Origin of the sequence: Delftia tsuruhatensis (assembly GCF_903815225.1) — a bacterium.
GTDB classification, from domain to species: domain Bacteria; phylum Pseudomonadota; class Gammaproteobacteria; order Burkholderiales; family Burkholderiaceae_C; genus Comamonas; species Comamonas tsuruhatensis_A.
In genome coordinates, this window is the sequence record NZ_LR813084.1 from 3,633,448 (window position 1) to 3,651,814 (window position 18,367).

Sequence of the window (18,367 nt, forward strand, 5' to 3'; positions counted from 1 at the left end):
ATAGGAAGGAATCTGTATGCTGCAACTGCGTGACGGGCAGGCCCCTGCCACCGCCATCCACCGCGCCGACTACCAGGCTCCTGCCTGGTGGATCGACACCGTGGACCTGACTTTCGACCTGGACCCGGCCAAGACCCGCGTGCTCAACAAGATGCGCGTGCGTCGCAACCCCGACGTGCCGGCACAGCCGCTGCGCCTCGATGGCGATGAGTTGAACCTGGCCCGCGTGCTGGTCAACGGCGGCGGCACCTCGTTCAAGATGGAGGGCGACCAGCTGGTGCTGGAGAACCTGCCCGAGGGCGGCGAGCCCGTCGACCTGGAGATCTTCACCACCTGCGCGCCCGCCAGGAACACCAAGCTCATGGGCCTGTACGTGAGCCAGGGCACGTTCTTCACGCAATGCGAGGCCGAAGGTTTCCGCCGCATCACCTACTTCCTGGACCGTCCCGACGTGATGGCCATGTACACCGTGACCCTGCGCGCCGACAAGGCCGCCTATCCGGTGCTGCTGTCCAATGGCAACCTGGTCGAGCAGGGCGCGCTGGAAGACGGCCGCCACTTCGCCCGGTGGGTCGATCCCCACAAAAAGCCCAGCTACCTGTTCGCGCTGGTGGCGGGCAACCTCGTCGCCCGCGAACAGAAGATCAGGAGCCGCGCGGGCCGCGACCACCTGCTGCAGGTCTTCGTGCGCCCCGGCGACCTGGAAAAGACCGAACACGCGATGAACTCGCTCATGGCCAGCGTGGCCTGGGACGAGGCCCGCTTCGGCCTGTCGCTGGACCTGGACCGCTTCATGATCGTCGCCACCAGCGACTTCAACATGGGCGCCATGGAAAACAAGGGCCTGAACGTCTTCAACACCAAGTACGTCCTGGCCAGCCAGTCCACGGCCACGGATACCGACTACGCCAACATCGAATCCGTGGTCGGACACGAGTATTTCCACAACTGGACGGGCAACCGCATCACCTGCCGCGACTGGTTCCAGCTGTCGCTCAAGGAAGGCCTGACGGTGTTCCGCGACCAGGAATTCAGCATGGACATGGCGGGCAGCCCCTCGGCGCGCGCCGTCAAGCGCATCGAGGACGTGCGCGTGCTGCGCACCGCCCAGTTCCCCGAGGACGCAGGCCCCATGGCCCATCCGGTGCGGCCCGACAGCTACATCGAGATCAACAACTTCTACACCGTCACCATCTACGAAAAGGGTGCCGAGGTCGTGCGCATGCAGCACAACCTGGTGGGCCGCGAAGGCTTCGCCAGGGGCATGAAGCTGTATTTCGAGCGCCATGACGGCCATGCCGTGACCTGCGACGACTTTGCCCAGGCCATGGCCGACGCCAACCCCGGCAGCGAGCTGGCCTTGCGCCTGGACCAGTTCAAGCGCTGGTACAGCCAGGCCGGCACGCCCCAGCTGCGCGCCGAAGGCGCCTACGACGCCAACGCCCGCACCTACACGCTGACGCTGAGCCAAAGCTGCGCGCCCACGCCCGGCCAGGCAGAAAAGCTGCCCTTCGTCATCCCCGTGCAGATGGGCCTGCTGGGCCAGGACGGCCGTGCGCTGCCCCTGCGCCTGCAAGGCGAGGAACAGGCCACCGGCGACAGCCGCCTGCTCGTGCTGTCCGAGTCCAGCCACCGCTTCGTCTTCACCGATGTGGAGCAGGAGCCCGTGCCCTCGCTGTTGCGCGGCTTCAGCGCCCCCGTGGTGCTGCACCAGGACATCACGGACACGGCCCTGCTGAACCTGCTCGCCCACGACAGCGACCCGTTCAACCGCTGGGAAGCCGGCCAGCGCCTGGCGCTGCGCATTGCGCTGCAGGCCATCGGCGACAACGCCATTGCCGCTGACGGCACGGGCCAGATCACGGCCCCCCTGCTGCCCGCCTCCTTCATCGAGGCCATGCGCGGCGTGCTGCGCCACCCGCAGCTGGACGCCGCCTTCAAGGAACTGGTGCTGACCCTGCCCGGGGAAAGCTACATCGCCGAGCAGCTGGACGTGGTCGATCCCCAGCGCGTGCATGCCGTGCGCGAAGCCATGCGCCTGCAACTGGCCACCGAGCTGCTGGCCGACTGGCAATGGGCCTGGGACGAGCACCGTGAGACCGGGGCCTACCGCCCCGACTCCGTCAGCTCCGGCCGCCGCGCGCTGGCCGGCATGGCCCTGTCCATGCTGTGCCTGGCAGCACGCGCCTCGGGCGACAGCGTCTGGCCCGGCAAGGCGCTGCAGCGCTTCAAGGACGCGGGCAACATGACCGACCGCATGGCCGCCCTCTCGGCCCTGGTGCAAAGCGGCCACCCGCTGGCCGCCCAGGCCCTGGCGCGTTTCCACAAGCTGTTCCAGCACGACGCGCTGGTACTGGACAAGTGGTTCGCGCTGCAAGGCGGCGCCTGCGACCGCGGCGGCAACGTGCTGCCGGCCGTCAAGCAGCTGATGAAGCACCCGGACTTCCAGATCAAGAACCCCAACCGCGCCCGCAGCCTGATCTTCAGCTACTGCAGCGCCAATCCCGGCGCCTTCCATCGCACCGACGCGGCAGGCTACGTGTTCTGGAGCGAGCGCGTCATCGAGCTGGATGCCATCAACCCGCAGGTCGCCGCCCGCCTGGCACGCGCCCTGGACCGCTGGAGCAAGCTGGCCGAACCCTACCGCACGGCCGCGCGCGAAGCCATCGCCCGCGTGGCGGCACGCGCCGAACTCAGCAACGATGTGCGTGAAGTCGTCACCCGCGCCCTCGCGGATTGACGAGCCACCCCCTGAGTCGCTTCGCGCCTTCCCCCTTGCAGGGGGACGACACCCTCGGTGCGAGGCTGCTCTTCCTCGGTGTCCCTGGCTTGAGCAGCGCCGGTTTTATGCTGCAAGCCAGGAATCACTGAAATGCTGTTCATCAGCAGATGCATGCGCCACGCCGCATCTGCTCCCGGATTTTTAGGAGTTGAACCCATGAAGAAAAACGTCAGCCTGACCCGCTACCTGGTCGAGCAGCAGCGCGTGGACGGCCTCATCCCCGGCCAGTTGCGCCTGCTGCTGGAAGTCGTGGCCCGCGCCTGCAAGCGCATCAGCCAGTCCGTCAACAAAGGTGCCATCGGCGACGTGCTGGGCACGGCCGGCAGCGAGAACGTGCAGGGCGAGGTCCAGAAGAAGCTGGACATCATCGCCAACGAGGTGCTGATCGAGGCCAACGAATGGGGCGGCCACCTGGCGGCCATGGCCTCCGAGGAAATGGAAGGCATCTACCTGGTGCCCAACCGTTACCCCCATGGCGAATACCTGCTGATGTTCGACCCGCTGGACGGCTCCTCCAACATCGACGTCAACGTCTCCATCGGCACCATCTTCAGCGTGCTCAAGAAGCCCGAAGGCCACCCCGGCGTGACCGAGGAGGACTTCATGCAACCCGGCACCCAGCAGGTCGCCGCCGGCTACTGCATCTACGGTCCCCAGACCACCCTGGTGCTGACCGTGGGCGACGGCGTGGCCATGTTCACGCTGGACCGCGAGCAAGGCTCCTTCGTCCTGGTACAGGAAAACGTGCGCATTCCCGAGGACACCAAGGAATTCGCCATCAACATGTCCAACATGCGCCACTGGGACGCCCCCATCAAGCGCTACGTGGACGAGTGCCTGGCCGGCGTGGAAGGTCCGCGCGGCAAGGATTTCAACATGCGCTGGATCGCCTCCATGGTGGCCGACGTGCACCGCATCATGACACGCGGCGGCATCTTCATGTATCCCTGGGACAAGCGCGAGCCCCACAAGCCCGGCAAGCTGCGCCTGATGTACGAGGCCAACCCCATGGCCTGGCTGATCGAGCAGGCCGGCGGCGCCGCCACGAACGGCAAGCAGCGCATCCTCGACATCCAGCCCACGCAGCTGCATGAGCGCGTGAGCGTCATCCTCGGCTCCAGGAACGAAGTCGAAAAAGTGACGCAATATCATTCCGAGGCCTGATTTTGCCGCTATAATTTCTTTCTGTCGCCGGTGTAGCTCAGTTGGTAGAGCAGCTCATTCGTAATGAGAAGGTCGCGTGTTCGATTCATGTCTCCGGCACCACTTTGAAGCCCCAGGTTCGCAAGAGCCTGGGGCTTTTCGTTGGGTCATGCTCGTGGCTTCGCGCCTCCTGCGCGCGCCGCCATCCGTACTGCGAGGGCCGACAGTACGGCGCTGCCGCCCGCCAGCAGGATGGACGATGTGTAGCTGCCCGACAGATCGAACAACAGCCCCGCCAGGCTGCCCCCGGCCACGGCAGCAATACCGACCGAAACGTAGAGCGCGCCCAGGATGGCGCCCAGGCTCCGAGTGCCAAACCAGGTGGCAGCCACGGCCGGGTACAGCGCGATGCAGCCGCCATTGACCGCACCGAATGCCAGCGCGAAGCTTGCCAGGGCCGTGAAGCCCTGCGCCATGGACCACAGCCCGCACAGCACGGCCAGGGACACGGTCAGCACCATCAGAAAGCGCAGCGGACCCATCCTGTCGCCCAGGCGCCCCAGCACCAGACGCCCGAGCACATTGCCCACGCCGATCAGCCCGATCAGCAGATTGGCCTGCGCGGCAGGCAGCCCCTGCTGACGTGCCAGCGGATTGATGTGGATCAGCGCCAGGAACAGGCCGATGGAGCCGAAGAAGATGGCGGCGAAATACCACCAAAAGCGCGCCTGCCGGGCAGCTTGCCCCAGACCCACATCCCGGCCTTGGTCCGCCTGCCCTGCAGCCTCGGCACCGCCGGGAGGCACGCCATCGGGATGCAGCCCCAGCTCCTCAGGCCTGCCGCGCAGGACGGCCGCAGCAGCCAGGCCGGCCAGTGCGATGGCTGCGGCATAGACCTGCATGGTCAGTTGCCAGGACAGGTGCTCCATGAGTGCACCCGCCACCACGGGGCCGAGCAAGGTGCCCAGCCCAGTGCCCGCCAGGGCGATGCCGGAGGCCGAACTGCGCCACAACACGAACCATCGCGCAATGGTGGAGACGGCGGGCACATACACCAGGCCCACGCCCAGGCCGACCAGAATGCAGAAGGCACCCAGGAACACAACCAGCGATGACGACAGCAGGCTGCTGGCCACAAAGCCCAGCGCCAGCAGCACGATGCCGGCCGAGGTGACGGTGCGCACCGAGGTCCTGTCGCTCCAGGCGCCCGAGAACACGCCCACGCCGTAGTAGATCAGGGCCGTCAGGGAAAAGATGGAGGCCGTGGAAAAGCGGCTGGCGCCGAACTGGGCCTGGATGCTGGCAAAAAACGCCCCGAACGAATAGGCCGCGCCAAAGATCAGCGCCAGCAGCACATGGACGGCGCCCACGATGTACCAGCCCCGGAACAGTCCGTCTCGCCTCATTTGCATCTCCTTGGTATTGCATGACTTTAGTTGTCTATACATGCTTAGACATTAGGTATCAACCCCAGGACTAAAGGACAAAGAGCGGAGTTGGCCGGGATGTCGCACCTGCAAGGCCTGCAGCGTTCCAAAGCCGGCATACGATCGGTCTTCCGTACCTTGTGCAAACATCCCGCTTTTTGACACCCCATGTCCACCATTGCCCCCGCCGAAGCCACCGAGAAGAACGACGGCGTCGCGGCCGTAGACCGCGCGCTGCACATTGCAACGGCCCTGGCCCACGCCAACCGGGGGCTGACGCTGACGGAGCTGTCGCACGCCACGCAGATGTACAAGAGCACGCTGCTGCGCCTGCTGGCCTCGCTGGAGCGCGCGGGCCTGGTCATGCACCGGGCGGACAAAAAGTACACGCTGGGACCGCTGGCCTTTGTGTTGGGTCGCTCCTTCGAGCAGACGCATGGCCTGCAGGGCGCCATCGAGCCCGTGCTGCAGTGGCTGGTGGACCAGGGAACGGAAAGCCCGTCCTTCCACGTGCGCCACGACCAGCAGCACCGGCTTTGCGTCATGCGCCTGGACTCCCACCACTCCACGCTGGACCGCGTGCGCGTGGGGGATCTGCTGCCGCTGGCGCGCGGTGCGGCGGGCAAGGTCATCACCACGCTGGAGGCGGGCCTGCCGGCGTCCCCCACGCAGGCCGATCTGATCTTCACCTCGTTCGGCGAACGCGATCCGCTGTGTGGTGCGATTGCGGCGCCGGTGTTCGGGCCGTCGGCCTCGCTGCTGGGCGCGATCTCGGTGTCCGGGCCGCTGGAGCGCTTTTCCGAGCTGGCGGTTGAAGGCATGAAATCCCTGGTGACGAGCGCTGCCCGGCGCGCCACCGAAAGCCTGGGCGGGAACTGGCCGCTGGCCTGACGACCAGGGTTCGTTCTGCGCACGCGGCGCAGCTTCTGCCCTCCTCCTCTTTCCATCTTTCCTGCGCACCCGGCCTGGCGCCCGGTGCGCTGCCCGTGCATGCCTGCATCTTCCATCGCCAGGACTAACCTTGAAAACAGAACAAAAGTTCTGACAGTAAAAACACCAATACTGATTTTTGCGACATCAATCCTAGAATTCGCAAAAACAGAACAGTTGTTTTCTCTGAAAGAACTTTTATGACACAACCCCACCCTTTGCTCATCGCCGGGCAGGACCGCGGCGGCGAGCAAGGCATCGCTGCGCTGCTTTCGGTCAACCCGGCCACGGGCACCCCCAACCACGAGGTGGCCGCGGCCGGCGCGGCGCTGGTTGACGAAGCCGTTTGCAATGCTGCCCAGGCCGTGCGCCAGCGCAGCTGGGCGCAGATGCTGCCCATGCACCGGGCGCGCATCCTGCATGGCATGGCCGAACGCATGGAGCGCGACAGTGAACGGCTGGCACGGCTGCAGATGCTGGAAAACGGCAAGGTCTGGAGTGAATGCGTCAAGCAGGTGCACAGCGCCGCCGCCACCTTCCGCTACTACGGCGCCGTCTGCGAAACCACGGGCGCCGAGGTGACGCCCGCACGCGGCAACTACCTGTCGATGACGGCCTACGAACCCTATGGCGTGGTGGCGGCCATCACGCCCTGGAACTCGCCGCTGACCATGGAGGCCCAGAAGATCGCCCCCGCCCTGGCCGCTGGCAACGCGGTGGTGCTCAAGCCCTCCGAGGTCACGCCGTCCACGGGCCTGGCCGTGGGCCGCATCGCGCTGGAGGCCGGCCTGCCGCCGGGCCTGCTCAATGTGCTGCCCGGCACGGGCGCCGAAGCCGGCGCCGCCCTGGTCGCCCATCCGCTGGTGCGCATGGTGTCGTTCACGGGCGGCACGGAAAGCGGCCGGCGCATCGCCGAAGTGGCGGCGCGCAAGCTCATGCCCGTGGCACTGGAGCTGGGCGGCAAGTCGCCCCACATCGTGTTTGCCGATGCGGATCTGGAAGCCGCCGTGGCGGCCGTGGCCGACGGTATCTTCGAAGGCAGCGGCCAGTCCTGCGTGGCGGGCTCGCGGCTGTTCGTGCAGCGCTCCGTACTGGATCAGGTGGTGGGCAGCCTACTGGAGCGTGCCCGCGCACTGCGCGTGGACCTGCCCGATGCGCCTGGCGCCCAGATGGGGCCGCTGGCCAGCTTCGCCCAGCGCGACCGGGTGGAGCGCATGGTGGAAGCGGCACGCGCAGCGGGCGCCGAGATCCTTGCGGGCGGAGCACGGCCCGATGCAGCGCGGCTGGCCGCCGGCGCCTACTATCTGCCCACGGTGATCGGCGGCATTGCCAACAGCGCGCGCATCGCCCGGGAGGAAATCTTCGGCCCCGTGCTGTGCGTGCTGCCCTTCGAGGACGAGGACGACCTCATCGCCCAGGCCAACGACAGCGCCTTCGGCCTGGCCTCGGGCGTGTGGACGGCCGACTACCCGCGCGCCTGGCGCGTGGCACGCGCGCTGGAGGCCGGCACGGTCTGGATCAACACCTACAAGCAGCTGTCGATCGCCACGCCCTTCGGTGGCTTCAAGGACAGCGGCCTGGGCCGCGAAAAGGGCGTGGGCGGCATGCGCCTGTACCAGCAGCCCAAGGGCATCTATTTCTCCATGGCATGAAAGCACCGAGCCACACCATGCACTCCGACAACAAGCACCCCATCGGCTTCATCGGCCTGGGCGTGATGGGCGAGCCCATCTGCCGCAACCTGGCGCAGAAATCCGGCGCCCCCGTGATCGCCTTCGACCTGGACCCCGCGCCCCTGCAGCGCCTGGCCGCCGATGGCGTGCAGGCCGCCGCCAGCGCGGCCGAGGTGATGGCGCGCGCCGCCACCATCTTCCTGTCCCTGCCCTCGGGCGAAGTCGTGGCCCGTCTGTGCCGCGAGCCCGGCGGGCTGCTGGAGTCGGCGCGCGCAGGCCAGACCCTCGTGGACCTGAGCACCTCCCCCGTCGACACCACGCGCGCCCTGGCCCTGGAATTCCAGGCACGCGGCGTGCAGTTTGCCGATGCGCCCGTGGCCCGCACCCGCGCCGCCGCCGAGGCCGGCACCCTGGCCGTGATGGTGGGCGCCGAGCCCGCGCTGTTCGAGGCGCTGCGCCCGCTGATCGCCACCTTCGCCTCGGGCATCGCCCTGTGCGGCCGCGTGGGCTGCGGCCAGGTGCTCAAGATCCTCAACAACATGGTGCTGTTCGAGACCGTCGTCGCCTTCAGCGAGGCCAAGGCGATTGCAGAGAAGGCCGGCGTCGATCCCGCCGTGCTGTTCGACACCCTGTCCAAGGGCTCGGCTGACAGCTTTGCGCTGCGCAACCACGGCATGAAGGCCGTGCTGCCCGGCGAGTTCCCCGAGCGCGCCTTCTCGGTGCGCTACGCACGCAAGGACCTGCAATACGCCTTGCAGCTCGCCCGCGAGGCCGGCGTGGACGCACGCGGCGCCGCCGTGGTCGATGCCTGGTTCGCCCAGGCCCTGGACAGCGGCCTGGGCGAGCAATACCACCCGGTGATCAGCCGCCTGATCGCCGGCCATCACTGACCGCGCCGGGCCGGCGCAAAGACGACAAGAACCCCGAGGAGACAGACATGCCCCATCCCACCCGCCGCCGCGCACTGCGCTGCGGCCTGGCCGCCGCATTGGCGCCTGCATTGCAGCCGGCCCTGGTCCAAGCCCAGGACCGCACACAGGACCGCGCCGCCAGCTTCCCCACGGACAACGTGCGCATGGTCGTGCCCTACGCGGCCGGCGGCGCCACCGACATCGTGGCCCGCGCCGTGGCCGAGCGGCTGCACGCCCGCTGGAGCAAACCCGTGGTCATAGACAACCGCCCCGGCGCCGGCACCACGCTGGCCGCGGCCCAGGTGGCGCGCGGCCCGGGCGACGGGCACCTGCTGTACATGACCACCTCGGCCCACACCATCAGCGCCACCCTCTACAAGAAGCTGGACTACGACCCGCTCAAGGATTTTGCGGCGCTGAGCCTGATCGCCAAGGTGCCCCTGGTGCTGGTGGTGCGCCCGGACCTGGGCGTCGGCGACCTGGCCGGCTTCATCCGCCATGCGCAGGCCCAACCGGACAAGGCCAGCTTTGCCTCGCCCGGCAATGGCACGGCCCAGCACCTGGCCGGCGAGATGTTCAACACGGCCACGCGGTCACGCCTGGTCCATGTGCCCTACAAGGGCGATGCCCCGGCCATCACCGACCTCATGGGCGGCTCGGTGGACGCCATGTTCGCCACCCTCACCGTGGTGCTGCCGCATATCGCCTCGGGCCGGCTCAAGGCCATCGCCCTGGCCAACGGCCGCCGCGTGGAGAAGGTGCCCGCCATTCCCACCTTTGCCGAATCGGGACTGGCCGGGTTCGAGGCCGCCACCTGGTTCGGCGTGCTGGCCCCCGCCGCCCTGGCACCGCCACTGCGCGAGCGCATCAGCCGCGACATCCGTGCCGTGGTGGACCAAGCCGAACTGCGCGCCCGCCTGATCGACCTGGGCGGCGAGGTGGTCTCCAGCACGCCGGCCGATTTCGAGTCCTTCATGCAGGCCGAGACGCGCAAGTGGCAGGACATCGCCAGGCAGTCGGGCGCAGCCATCGGCTGAGGCATCACCCGAAAGGCATCTTGTCCGCCCGGCACTTGGCGGCCCCGGTGCCCCCGGTGGCAGCGGGCAAGGCTGGCACATCCACCGCCAGCACCGTCCCCCGGCACTCCCCGAACCCGATGCGCGCGGCGCCCGGCTTCTCGCACCAGCCGCGCAGCACCACCGTGTCGCCATCGTGCAGAAAGCCGCGCTGCTCGCCACCGCCGATATCCACGGGGCTTTGCGCACCGCGCGCCAGCTCGATCATGGCGCCCGCCTCGCCGGGACCGGGGCCCGAGATGGTGCCGCTGCCGATCAGGTCGCCCGGCTGCAGGTTGCAGCCGCCGGCCGTGTGGTGGGCCACCATCTGGGCCATGCTCCAGTACTGGTGGCGAAAACTGGTGCCCGACAGCCGCGCCGGCCCCCGCCCCTGCGCGCGTGCCTGCTCGCTGTGCAGCCAGACTTCCAGCTGGATGTCGAGGGCGCCGGTTGCACGGTTGCCCGGGGACTCCAGGTAGGGCAGCGGCTGCGGATCGCCGCTCGGTCGGGTCCAGGCCGTGCGAAAAGGCGCCAGGGCATCGAGCGTCACGATCCAGGGCGACACGGTGGTGGCGAAATTCTTGGCGTGGAAGGGCCCGAGCGGGGCCATTTCCCACACCTGGATGTCGCGCGCCGACCAGTCGTTGAGCAGGCTGACGCCGAACACATGCGCCTCGGCGCGCTCCAGGGCAATGGGGCGGCCCTGGGCATTGCCCGGCCCTATCCAGAAACCCAGTTCCAGCTCGTAGTCCATGCGCGCGCATGGCTGGAACACCGGCGTGGCGGCGCCCTGCGGCAGGTACTGGCCCATGGGCCGGTGAAAGCGCTGGCCGCTGACGCCGATGGACGACACCCGGCCATGGTAGGCCTGCGGCAGCCAGCGGAAATTGGGGAGCACGTCCGCCTCGGGATACATGATGCGCATGCAGTTGAGCGCATGGTCCAGCGAAGTGTAGAAGTCCGTGAAGTCGCCGATGCGCGCGGGCAGCGCGTACTCGACATCGGCCAGGGGGAGCAGGCATGCGCGTGCCGCGTCGGCCTGCGCCGCGGGGGCATCGGCGTGCAGCAGCGCGAACAGCGCATGGCGCAACCCGCGCCAGGCCTGCGGCCCCAGGGCCAGGAAGTCGTTGAGCGCCGGCTGCGCCGCCGCGCCCAGCGCCTGGCGCGCGGGCCCGTCCAGCACGCCGGCGGCGGCCAGCGCCGCCAGGTCCAGCACCTGGTCGCCGATGGCCACGCCGCCGCGAAAGGCCTGCCCGGAGCCTTGCGGCCGCAACACCGCGAACGGCAGGTTCTGCAAGGGAAAGTCGGTGCCGGCCGCCTGGGCCGATGCCAGCCAGCTGCGGGCGCCGGCGTCATGGGTATGGTCGAGTGCAGTCATGGCGTTCCTCAGGCGGGTTGCGCCAGCAGCGCTTCGTCGAAGATGGCCACGGCCCGCGTCCAGCCGGCCGAGGCCCCGCGGATCTTGTGCGGAAAGCAGCTGATGAAAAAGCCGTCCGGCGGCAGTGCCTCCAGGTTGTGCAGCTTCTCGATGTGGCAATAGCCGATGTCGCGCCCGGCCTTGTGGCCTTCCCAGATCAGGCTGGCATCGCGCGTGGCCGCGTATTTCTCGGCCGTGTGGACGAAGGGCGCATCCCAGCTCCAGGCATCGGTGCCCGTCAGGCGCACGCCGCGCTCCAGCAGGTACATGGTGGCCTCGTAGCCCATGCCGCAGCCGGACGAGACATAGTCGTTGCTGCCGTAGCGGCTGCCGGCGCCCGTGTTGACCACCACAATCTCCAGCGGCTGCAGTGCATGGCCTATGCGTCGCAGCTCGGCCTCGACGTCGGCGGCCGTCACCACGTAACCGTCCGCGAAGTGGCGGAAATCCAGCTTCACGCCGGGCTGGAAGCACCATTCCAGCGGCACCTGGTCGATGGTGATGGCCGGCTTCTTCTCGCCCAGCGCCTTGTCCATGGTGCTGTGGAAGTGGAAGGGCGCATCCAGGTGCGTGCCGTTGTGGGTGGACAGCGTGACCTTCTCGACCGCCCAGCCTTCCCCATCAGGCAGGTCCTGCTTGCGCAGGCCCGGAAAAAAGGGCTCGATCTGCTCGACCGTGTTTTCATGGGTGAAGTACTGGATCTCGGGCCGGAAGGCCGGCGGGTCGGAGACGACGTCGTTCTCCAGGTAGATGGACAGATCGACAAAACGGCGGGGCATGGTGTTCTCCTTGGAGTCGTGTGTGGGATGGGAATCAGCGCGCACTGGGGGTAGCCACGGCGCCATCGCGCGGCAGCATTGCGACCACGGCGGCGGCCACCAGGAACAGGCCGCCGCACAGCGCAATGCCCATGGCGAATCCCAGGCTGGCCGACAGCGAGCCCAGGGCCAGCGGCGCGAAGGCGGAAATGCCGCGACCCACGTTGAAGCAAAAGCCCGTGCCCGTGGCGCGCAGGTGCGTGGGAAACAGCTCGGCAAAGTACGAGCCCATCAGCCCCGCGAAGGCCATGAAGAAGGCGAAGGCAGGGCCCAGCCACAGCAGGACCGTGCGGTCCGTGGCCTGGATGTACAGCGGCAGGGCCAGGCCCGTGCCCACCAGCGACACGATCACGGCCCGCTGCTTGCCGATGCGGTCCGCGATCAGGCCGAAGGCGTTGTAGCCCACGAACATGCCGATATTGAGCAGGGCCATGAAGCGCGCCATGGTGCCCATGTCCAGCCCGCGCTCCTTGACGAGAAAGGTGGGCAGCCAGGTGCTGGCACCCCAGTAGGCGGCCAGGGCCAGGGCCGAGGTCAGCGTGCCCAGCACGGTGACCCGCAGCAGGTCCGGCGCGAACAGAGCGGCAATGCCAGGCGCCCGCGCCGCCGTGCCTGCGCCGTGGCTGCGGCGCTGCTGGCGCTGTTCCAGCCAGGCCTGGGACTCGGGCACGCGCAGCCAGACATAGACGATGGCGAGGGACACCGCCGCCCCGCACACGAAGAACAGCACGCGCCAACCATGCACGGGCAGGAAATATGCGGCCGCAGCCGCGGCCAGCGCCGCGCCCACCGAAAACGCGCTGAGCACGAACGAGGTGGCCCGGCCACGCTGGTGCGCCGGCCAGGACTCGTTCACATGGGCGGCAGCCGTGCTCCAGACACTGCCCAGGCCCAGGCCGGCCAGGAAACGCAGCACCAGGATCTGGCGCCAGTCCGTGGCAGCCGCGATGGCCATGGTCAGCACGCCAAACGTGGCCAGCGACAGCAGCAAGGCCTTGCGCCGCCCCAGCGCATCGGCCACCGGCCCCATCACCACGCCGCTCAGGCCAATGCCCAGCAGCGTCGCCGTCACCAGCAGGCCCGCCTGCGTGGGGCCGATCTGCAACGAGGCGGTGATGGAGGGCATGGCGATGGCCAGGATGATGATGTCCACGGCATCGAACATGTAGCTGAGGAAGTAGCCGATCAGCACGCGCCACTTCAGTGTGTTGGGTGAGGGGGTCACAGTCTTGTCTCCCGGTTTCCGGTGGTTGTTTGCATCGACTGTACGATCGTACAGTCAGTATTTTCATCGGTACAAACCATGACCGGAACTGCGGCAGTCCCCTGCCCTTTCCCTACAATCGCGCCTGCATCAAGGAGACGCATGCAAGGCACCACCCCGCCGAAGACGAAAAAGGCCCGCCCGGACGAAGCGCCCGCCGCCGCAGGCGCTGGCGCCACCGCGAGCAAGCGCGAACGCATCCTGGACGCGGCCGAGCGCCTGTTCGCCGAAGGCGGGTTCGACGGCGTGTCCATGCGCGACATCGCCGCGGCCGCAGGTGTCGGGCTGCCGCTGATCGTCTACCACTTCGAGACCAAGAAGAACCTGTACCGTGCCCTGTTCGACCGCTACAAGGCCGTGCTGGACGCGCGCCTGGCCGCCCTGCGCCAGCCGCTGGCGCAGGGCGAGGACGCACTGGAGCACATCGCCCGGGCCTTCGTGCTGCCGGTGATCCAGGGCCAGGGCGGCGAGGCCGGCCTGGCCTACGCCCGGCTGATCGCGCGCGAGACCTCCGACCCGCGCGAGGCCGAGCGCGGCATCGTGCAGGACTACTTCGACCCCTTCGCCGTCGAGTTCATCCGCGCCATCGAGCAGGCCCTGCCCGAGCTGGGCTCGGACTACGCGCACTGGGCCTATCTGTTCGCGGTGGGAGCGCTGGTGATGAGCGTGTTCGACCAGCGCATCGAGCGCCTGTCGGCCGGCGCCATGCGCGCGGGCGACATCGAGCACAAGGCTGACTACTTGGTGCGCTTCATCGTGGCCGGCATCCGGGCGGGCATCGGGCCGGGTAAAGGGGCAGGTAAAGGGGCGGGTACAAGAGCTGCTGGCACAGGCTTGAGAGGCAGGCGCTGAACATCAGGCCTGGACCGCCACCCCACGGTCCAGCAACTGGCGGATCTGCGCGGCGCTCAGCCCCGCCTCCTGCAGCACCTGCAGGGTGCTCTGGCCCCGCTGCTGCGGCCGCAGGCGGTAGCTGGCCGGGGTGCGGCCCAGCTTCACGGGCGAGGCCACGGAACGGAAGCCGTCCACCTCCGCCACCATGCCGCGATGGGCGGTGTGGGGATGGTCCAGGGCCTCGACCACGTTGTGGATCACGCCGCAGGGCACGCCCGTGGCGACCAGCTTCTCGAACAGCGCCTGCGCATCGAAGCGGGCAAAGGCGGCCTCCAGATCGCGCTTGAGTTCGAAGCGGTGCACGGCCCGCTGGGCATTGGTGGTATAGCGTGGGTCGCTGGACAGGTGGCCATGGCCCAGGGCTTCGCACAGGCGCTGGAACTGGCCGTTGTTGCCCACGGCCAAGTAGATGGGGTCAGTGGCCGTGGCATAGGTGTCGTAGGGCGCGATGTTGGGATGGCCGTTGCCCGATCGCTGGGGTGCACGGCCCGTGAACAAGGTGTTGATGGAGTGCGGGTATAGCGAGAAGATGGCGCTGTCGTACAGGGCCGATTCCACCGACTGGCCCAGGCCGCTGCGCTCGCGCTCGTGCAGCGCCATCAGGATGCCGATGACGGCGTTCAGGCCCGTGGTCACGTCCACGATGGGCACGCCCATGCGCGTGGCCACACCATCGGGGTCTCCATTGATGCTCATGAGGCCGCTGAGCGCCTGCACGGCCGCGTCGTAGCCCGGCAGTCCGCCCAGCGGGCCGGTGGTGCCAAAGCCTGTCACGCGGCAGTGGACCAGGCGCGGAAAGCGCTGGCGCAGAACCTCGCCAAAGCCCATTCCCCAGCGCTCCAGCGTGCCGACCTTGAAGTTTTCGATCAGCACGTCTGCATCTTCCAGCAGCCGCATCACGACTTCACGCCCTTCGGCCCGCGAGAGGTCCAGGCAGACCGTGCGCTTGTTGCGGTTGATGCCCGCGAAGTAGGAGGCCATGCCGGCCGCATCGAAGGGAGGGCCCCAGGTCCGCGTCTCGTCGCCGTCGGGGCCTTCGATCTTGAGCACGTCGGCACCGTGGTCGCCGAGGATCTGCGCGCACAGCGGCCCGCCGAGCACGCGTGAGAGATCGATCACCTTGAGTCCGTCCATGGCAGCCATTGCAAGTCTCCTTGAGTGTTTCAAATGCCGAGGCTCAAGCCGGCCGCCTGGTTCCAGCTGGCCGGCCGGCGCTCGCGTGCGGCAGCCACGCCTTCGGGCGCTTCCGAGCGCATCTGCCGTGCAAACAGGTCGGCGGCCGCGTCCAGGTAGCCTTGCAGCGCCTCGCTGGCCGGCAACGGCGCCACGGGCAGCCCGCCCAGCAGGCGCTTGGTGGCGGCCGAGGCCTGGGGCGCGGTGGCCAGGATGGAGCGCAACACGCGCTGGGCCAGGGGCATGAGTTCCTGCGGCGATTCGGCCAGGTAGTCGAGCAGGCCGATGCGATGGGCCTCGGTGGCATCGATGCGCTCTGCCGTCAGCACCAGGCGGCGCGCTGCCTGCAGGCCCAGGCGCGCGGCCACGAAGGGCAGGATCTGCCCGGGCACCAGGCCGATGGACGCCTCGGGAAAACCGAACCGGGCCAGTGGCGAACCTATGGCGATGTCCACCGCACAGGCCAGGCCCGCGCCACCGCCCATGGCCGGCCCCTGCACACAGGCCATGGTGACCTGGGGCACGCAGGACAGCTCGGTGAGGAAGTCCCCGTAGCGGCGATTGCCGGCCGCGATGGGGTCGCGGCCATCGCGGCCTGCCGGTGCGTCCAGCCGGTCCTGGAGATTGCCCAGGTTGCCTCCGGCACTGAAGGCCGTCCCGGCGGCCGTGAACACGATGGCGCGCACGCCTGGCGCCTGCGAGGCTTCGCGCACGGCCTGGGACAGCGCCTGCACCGTGTCCGCGCCCAGCGGGTTGCGGGCCTCGGCCCGGTTCAGGTGGATGGTGCAGACCGGCCCGTCTATGGTGCGGAGCACGCAGGCGGGCGCGGCCTGGTCTAGGATGGCGTCGGACATGGTTTCCTCCGATGGAATGCGGCGTTCAGACAAGAAAGAAGGCCTTTGAAGGCTGGCAAGGAGACAAAGTGCACCCGACCACATGGCAGGGACCGGCCACGCGATGACGGCCCGCAACCTCGACATCAGCCTGCTGCGCACCTTCGTGGCCGTGGCGGAGCGCGAGAGCTTCACCAATGCCGCCGAGAAGGTTTACCGTACCCAGGCAGCGGTCTCGCAGCAGATGCAAAAACTGGAAGCCCTGCTGGGCTGCGCGCTGTTCGAGCGCGTGGGCCGGCGCAAGCGCCTGACGACCGAGGGCGCGCGGCTGCTGGAATACGCGCGGCGCATGGTCAGCCTCAACGACGAGGCCTACCGCGCCATCACCGAGGAGACCTTCTCCCACCCGGTGCGCATAGGCGTCTGCGCCGACGCGCTGGACGCCCTGCTGCCCGCCTACCTGGAGCTGTGCGCCGAGAACTTTCCTAAGCTCAGCATCGACATCCAGGTGGGGCGCAGCCGCTGGCTGGCCTCGGCGCTGCGCCGGGGCGACGTGGACCTGCTGGTGGACATTGCCGCCCATGCGGGCTTCGAGCAGCTGGTGCTGCGTACCTCGCCCGTGGCCTGGATCGCGGGTGCGCGCTACCACCACCAGGCCGGCAGCTCCGTGCCGCTGATCCTCATGGACAACGCCTGCCCGTTTCGCAGCAGCATGGTGCAGGCCCTGGACGAGGCCGGCATCGGCTGGCATGCGGCCTTCCAGACTTCCACCCTGGCCGGTGTGCGTGCCGCCGTGCGTGCGGGCCTGGGCATCACGGCCCGCACGGTGGAGATGCTGGCCCCAGACGTGCGCGTGCTCGACCCCCAGGTCCGCCTGCCCGCCCTCGCCCCCATGCGGTTTCACCTTTACTGGCGCGCCGACGCGCTGGATGACAGCGCAAGAAAAGTGCTTCATCTGATCGCTCCGCGTTGAGTCGCCATGGCGCATTGCCCCGGCTCAGGGGGCCGTCATGCCCGCCTCGGTGATGATCCGCCCCCACAGCCGGGTATCGCGCTCCTGCAGGAAGAGCAGGTGCTCGGGCGACACGGGCGTGGGCACCAGTCCCTTGCCGACCAGGAAGTCCTTGCCCGCCGCGCTGGACAGGGCCTCGCCCACCCATTGCGACAGCAGGACCGAGACGGCGGGCGGCGTGGCGGCCCTGGCGCTCCAGACGGCGATCCAGGAACTCACGTCGAAGTCGGGGTAGCCCAGCTCGGCCACGGTGGGCACATCGGGCAGGCTGGGTATGCGCTGGGCGCTGGACAGCGCCAACGCATGCACCGTGCCGGCCTTGACCTGGGGCAGCGCCGTGAGCATGTCGCAGAAGTAGTAGTCGAATTGCCCGCCGATCAGGTCCGTCATGGCCTGGGCGCTGCTTTTGTAGGGCACGTTGACGGCATTGATCCGGGTGAGCTGCTTGAAGCGCTCGCCCGCGATGCGCCCGCCCACATTGGCGCTGGCAAAGGACAGCTGCGATCCCTGCCTGCGCGCCCAGGCCAGGAAGTCGGTCGCCGTGGCCTGGGCGATGCGCCGGGGGTTGACCAGCATGGCATAGGGCGTGGTCGCCATGGTGGCCAGCGGCGTGAAATCGCCCTGCGGGCTATAGCCCAGCTTGCGGTAGATGGTGGCGTTGGCCGCATGCGTGGACGATCCCGACACCAGCAGGTTGTAGGCATCGCCGGGCGCGCGCAGCACGTACTCGGCCGCGATGTTGCCGTCCGCGCCGGGCCGGTTCTCCACGATGGCGGGCTTGCCGCCGCGCTGGGCGATGGCCTCGCCCACATAGCGCGCAATGCTGTCCGAGGCGCCACCCGCTCCGTAGGCGACGACGATGCGCACGGGCTTGTCCAGACGGCTGCCCTGCGCCAGGGCCAGCGGTGGCAGCGCGGCCACCAGGCCCGCGGCACAGCCGCCCCGCAGCCAGGCGCGGCGGGACGAGGGCATAGGCATGGGCCTGAACGTGCTCGGGCCGCAGCCCTCTGGGGTTTCCAGTTCCTGCGTCTGCAT

General features: G+C 68.5%; 15 protein-coding genes and 1 tRNA gene. 9 read left to right on the forward strand and 7 right to left on the reverse strand.

The window, feature by feature from the left end:
• Positions 1-16: 16 nt before the first annotated feature.
• From pepN to L1Z78_RS16470, 3 genes are all read left to right on the forward strand, one after another.
• Positions 17-2,740, forward strand: a complete 2,724-nt coding sequence (gene pepN / locus L1Z78_RS16460) for an aminopeptidase N (protein WP_234637466.1) — start codon at positions 17-19, stop codon at positions 2,738-2,740.
• A 198-nt stretch (positions 2,741-2,938) separates the two neighbouring features.
• Positions 2,939-3,946: a class 1 fructose-bisphosphatase gene (locus L1Z78_RS16465; RefSeq protein ID WP_234637467.1), complete on the forward strand. Its 1,008-nt coding sequence runs from the start codon at positions 2,939-2,941 to the stop codon at positions 3,944-3,946.
• A gap of 26 nt (positions 3,947-3,972) precedes the next feature.
• Positions 3,973-4,048: transfer RNA gene (locus L1Z78_RS16470), tRNA-Thr, on the forward strand.
• A gap of 44 nt (positions 4,049-4,092) precedes the next feature.
• Here L1Z78_RS16470 and L1Z78_RS16475 read toward each other — a convergent pair.
• On the reverse strand, positions 4,093-5,331 hold the full coding sequence (locus L1Z78_RS16475; protein ID WP_234637468.1) for an MFS transporter: 1,239 nt from the start codon (positions 5,329-5,331) through the stop codon (positions 4,093-4,095).
• 189 nt (positions 5,332-5,520) lie between these two features.
• On the opposite strand from L1Z78_RS16475, the gene L1Z78_RS16480 reads away from it, so the two are divergent.
• The 4 genes from L1Z78_RS16480 (at position 5,521) to L1Z78_RS16495 (ending at position 9,903) form a co-directional block, all read left to right on the forward strand.
• Entirely contained in the window at positions 5,521-6,243 is a 723-nt protein-coding gene (locus tag L1Z78_RS16480; protein ID WP_234637469.1) for an IclR family transcriptional regulator, read from the forward strand.
• Positions 6,244-6,482: 239 nt separating this feature from the next.
• A complete protein-coding gene (locus tag L1Z78_RS16485) occupies positions 6,483-7,934 on the forward strand; it encodes an aldehyde dehydrogenase (protein ID WP_234637470.1) in 1,452 nt (483 codons plus the stop codon).
• Positions 7,935-7,951: 17 nt separating this feature from the next.
• Positions 7,952-8,845 (forward strand): NAD(P)-dependent oxidoreductase, encoded by an 894-nt coding sequence (locus tag L1Z78_RS16490; RefSeq protein WP_234637471.1) that lies wholly within the window; start codon positions 7,952-7,954, stop codon positions 8,843-8,845.
• 47 nt (positions 8,846-8,892) lie between these two features.
• Positions 8,893-9,903 carry a tripartite tricarboxylate transporter substrate binding protein gene (locus L1Z78_RS16495; RefSeq protein WP_234637472.1) on the forward strand — a complete coding sequence of 337 codons (1,011 nt, stop codon included), beginning with the start codon at positions 8,893-8,895 and terminating at the stop codon, positions 9,901-9,903.
• Positions 9,904-9,907: 4 nt separating this feature from the next.
• Here the strand turns inward: L1Z78_RS16495 and fahA are convergent, their stop codons facing one another.
• The 3 genes from fahA to L1Z78_RS16510 are packed head-to-tail and all read right to left on the reverse strand — an operon-like array spanning position 9,908 to position 13,381.
• On the reverse strand, positions 9,908-11,299 hold the full coding sequence (gene fahA, locus L1Z78_RS16500; RefSeq protein ID WP_234637473.1) for a fumarylacetoacetase: 1,392 nt from the start codon (positions 11,297-11,299) through the stop codon (positions 9,908-9,910).
• A gap of 8 nt (positions 11,300-11,307) precedes the next feature.
• Positions 11,308-12,117: a cyclase family protein gene (locus L1Z78_RS16505; RefSeq protein ID WP_234637474.1), complete on the reverse strand. Its 810-nt coding sequence runs from the start codon at positions 12,115-12,117 to the stop codon at positions 11,308-11,310.
• Positions 12,118-12,151: 34 nt separating this feature from the next.
• Positions 12,152-13,381, reverse strand: coding sequence for an MFS transporter (locus L1Z78_RS16510; protein ID WP_234637475.1), 1,230 nt, complete (start codon positions 13,379-13,381; stop codon positions 12,152-12,154).
• Positions 13,382-13,522: 141 nt separating this feature from the next.
• Here L1Z78_RS16510 and L1Z78_RS16515 point away from each other — a divergent pair, with 141 nt between their 5' ends.
• The gene (locus tag L1Z78_RS16515; RefSeq protein WP_234637476.1) at positions 13,523-14,272 is read left to right on the forward strand and encodes a TetR/AcrR family transcriptional regulator; all 750 of its coding nucleotides are present in this window, start codon (positions 13,523-13,525) and stop codon (positions 14,270-14,272) included.
• Between the two features lie 3 nt (positions 14,273-14,275).
• Here L1Z78_RS16515 and L1Z78_RS16520 read toward each other — a convergent pair whose 3' ends face one another.
• On the reverse strand, positions 14,276-15,457 hold the full coding sequence (locus tag L1Z78_RS16520) for a CaiB/BaiF CoA transferase family protein (RefSeq protein WP_234637477.1): 1,182 nt from the start codon (positions 15,455-15,457) through the stop codon (positions 14,276-14,278).
• A 20-nt stretch (positions 15,458-15,477) separates the two neighbouring features.
• Positions 15,478-16,341, reverse strand: coding sequence for an enoyl-CoA hydratase/isomerase family protein (locus L1Z78_RS16525; protein WP_234637478.1), 864 nt, complete (start codon positions 16,339-16,341; stop codon positions 15,478-15,480).
• Positions 16,342-16,423: 82 nt separating this feature from the next.
• Here L1Z78_RS16525 and L1Z78_RS16530 point away from each other — a divergent pair, with 82 nt between their 5' ends.
• Positions 16,424-17,293 (forward strand): LysR family transcriptional regulator, encoded by an 870-nt coding sequence (locus tag L1Z78_RS16530; protein WP_234637479.1) that lies wholly within the window; start codon positions 16,424-16,426, stop codon positions 17,291-17,293.
• Between the two features lie 24 nt (positions 17,294-17,317).
• On the opposite strand, the gene L1Z78_RS16535 is transcribed toward L1Z78_RS16530, so the two are convergent.
• Entirely contained in the window at positions 17,318-18,367 is a 1,050-nt protein-coding gene (locus L1Z78_RS16535) for a Bug family tripartite tricarboxylate transporter substrate binding protein (protein ID WP_234637480.1), read from the reverse strand.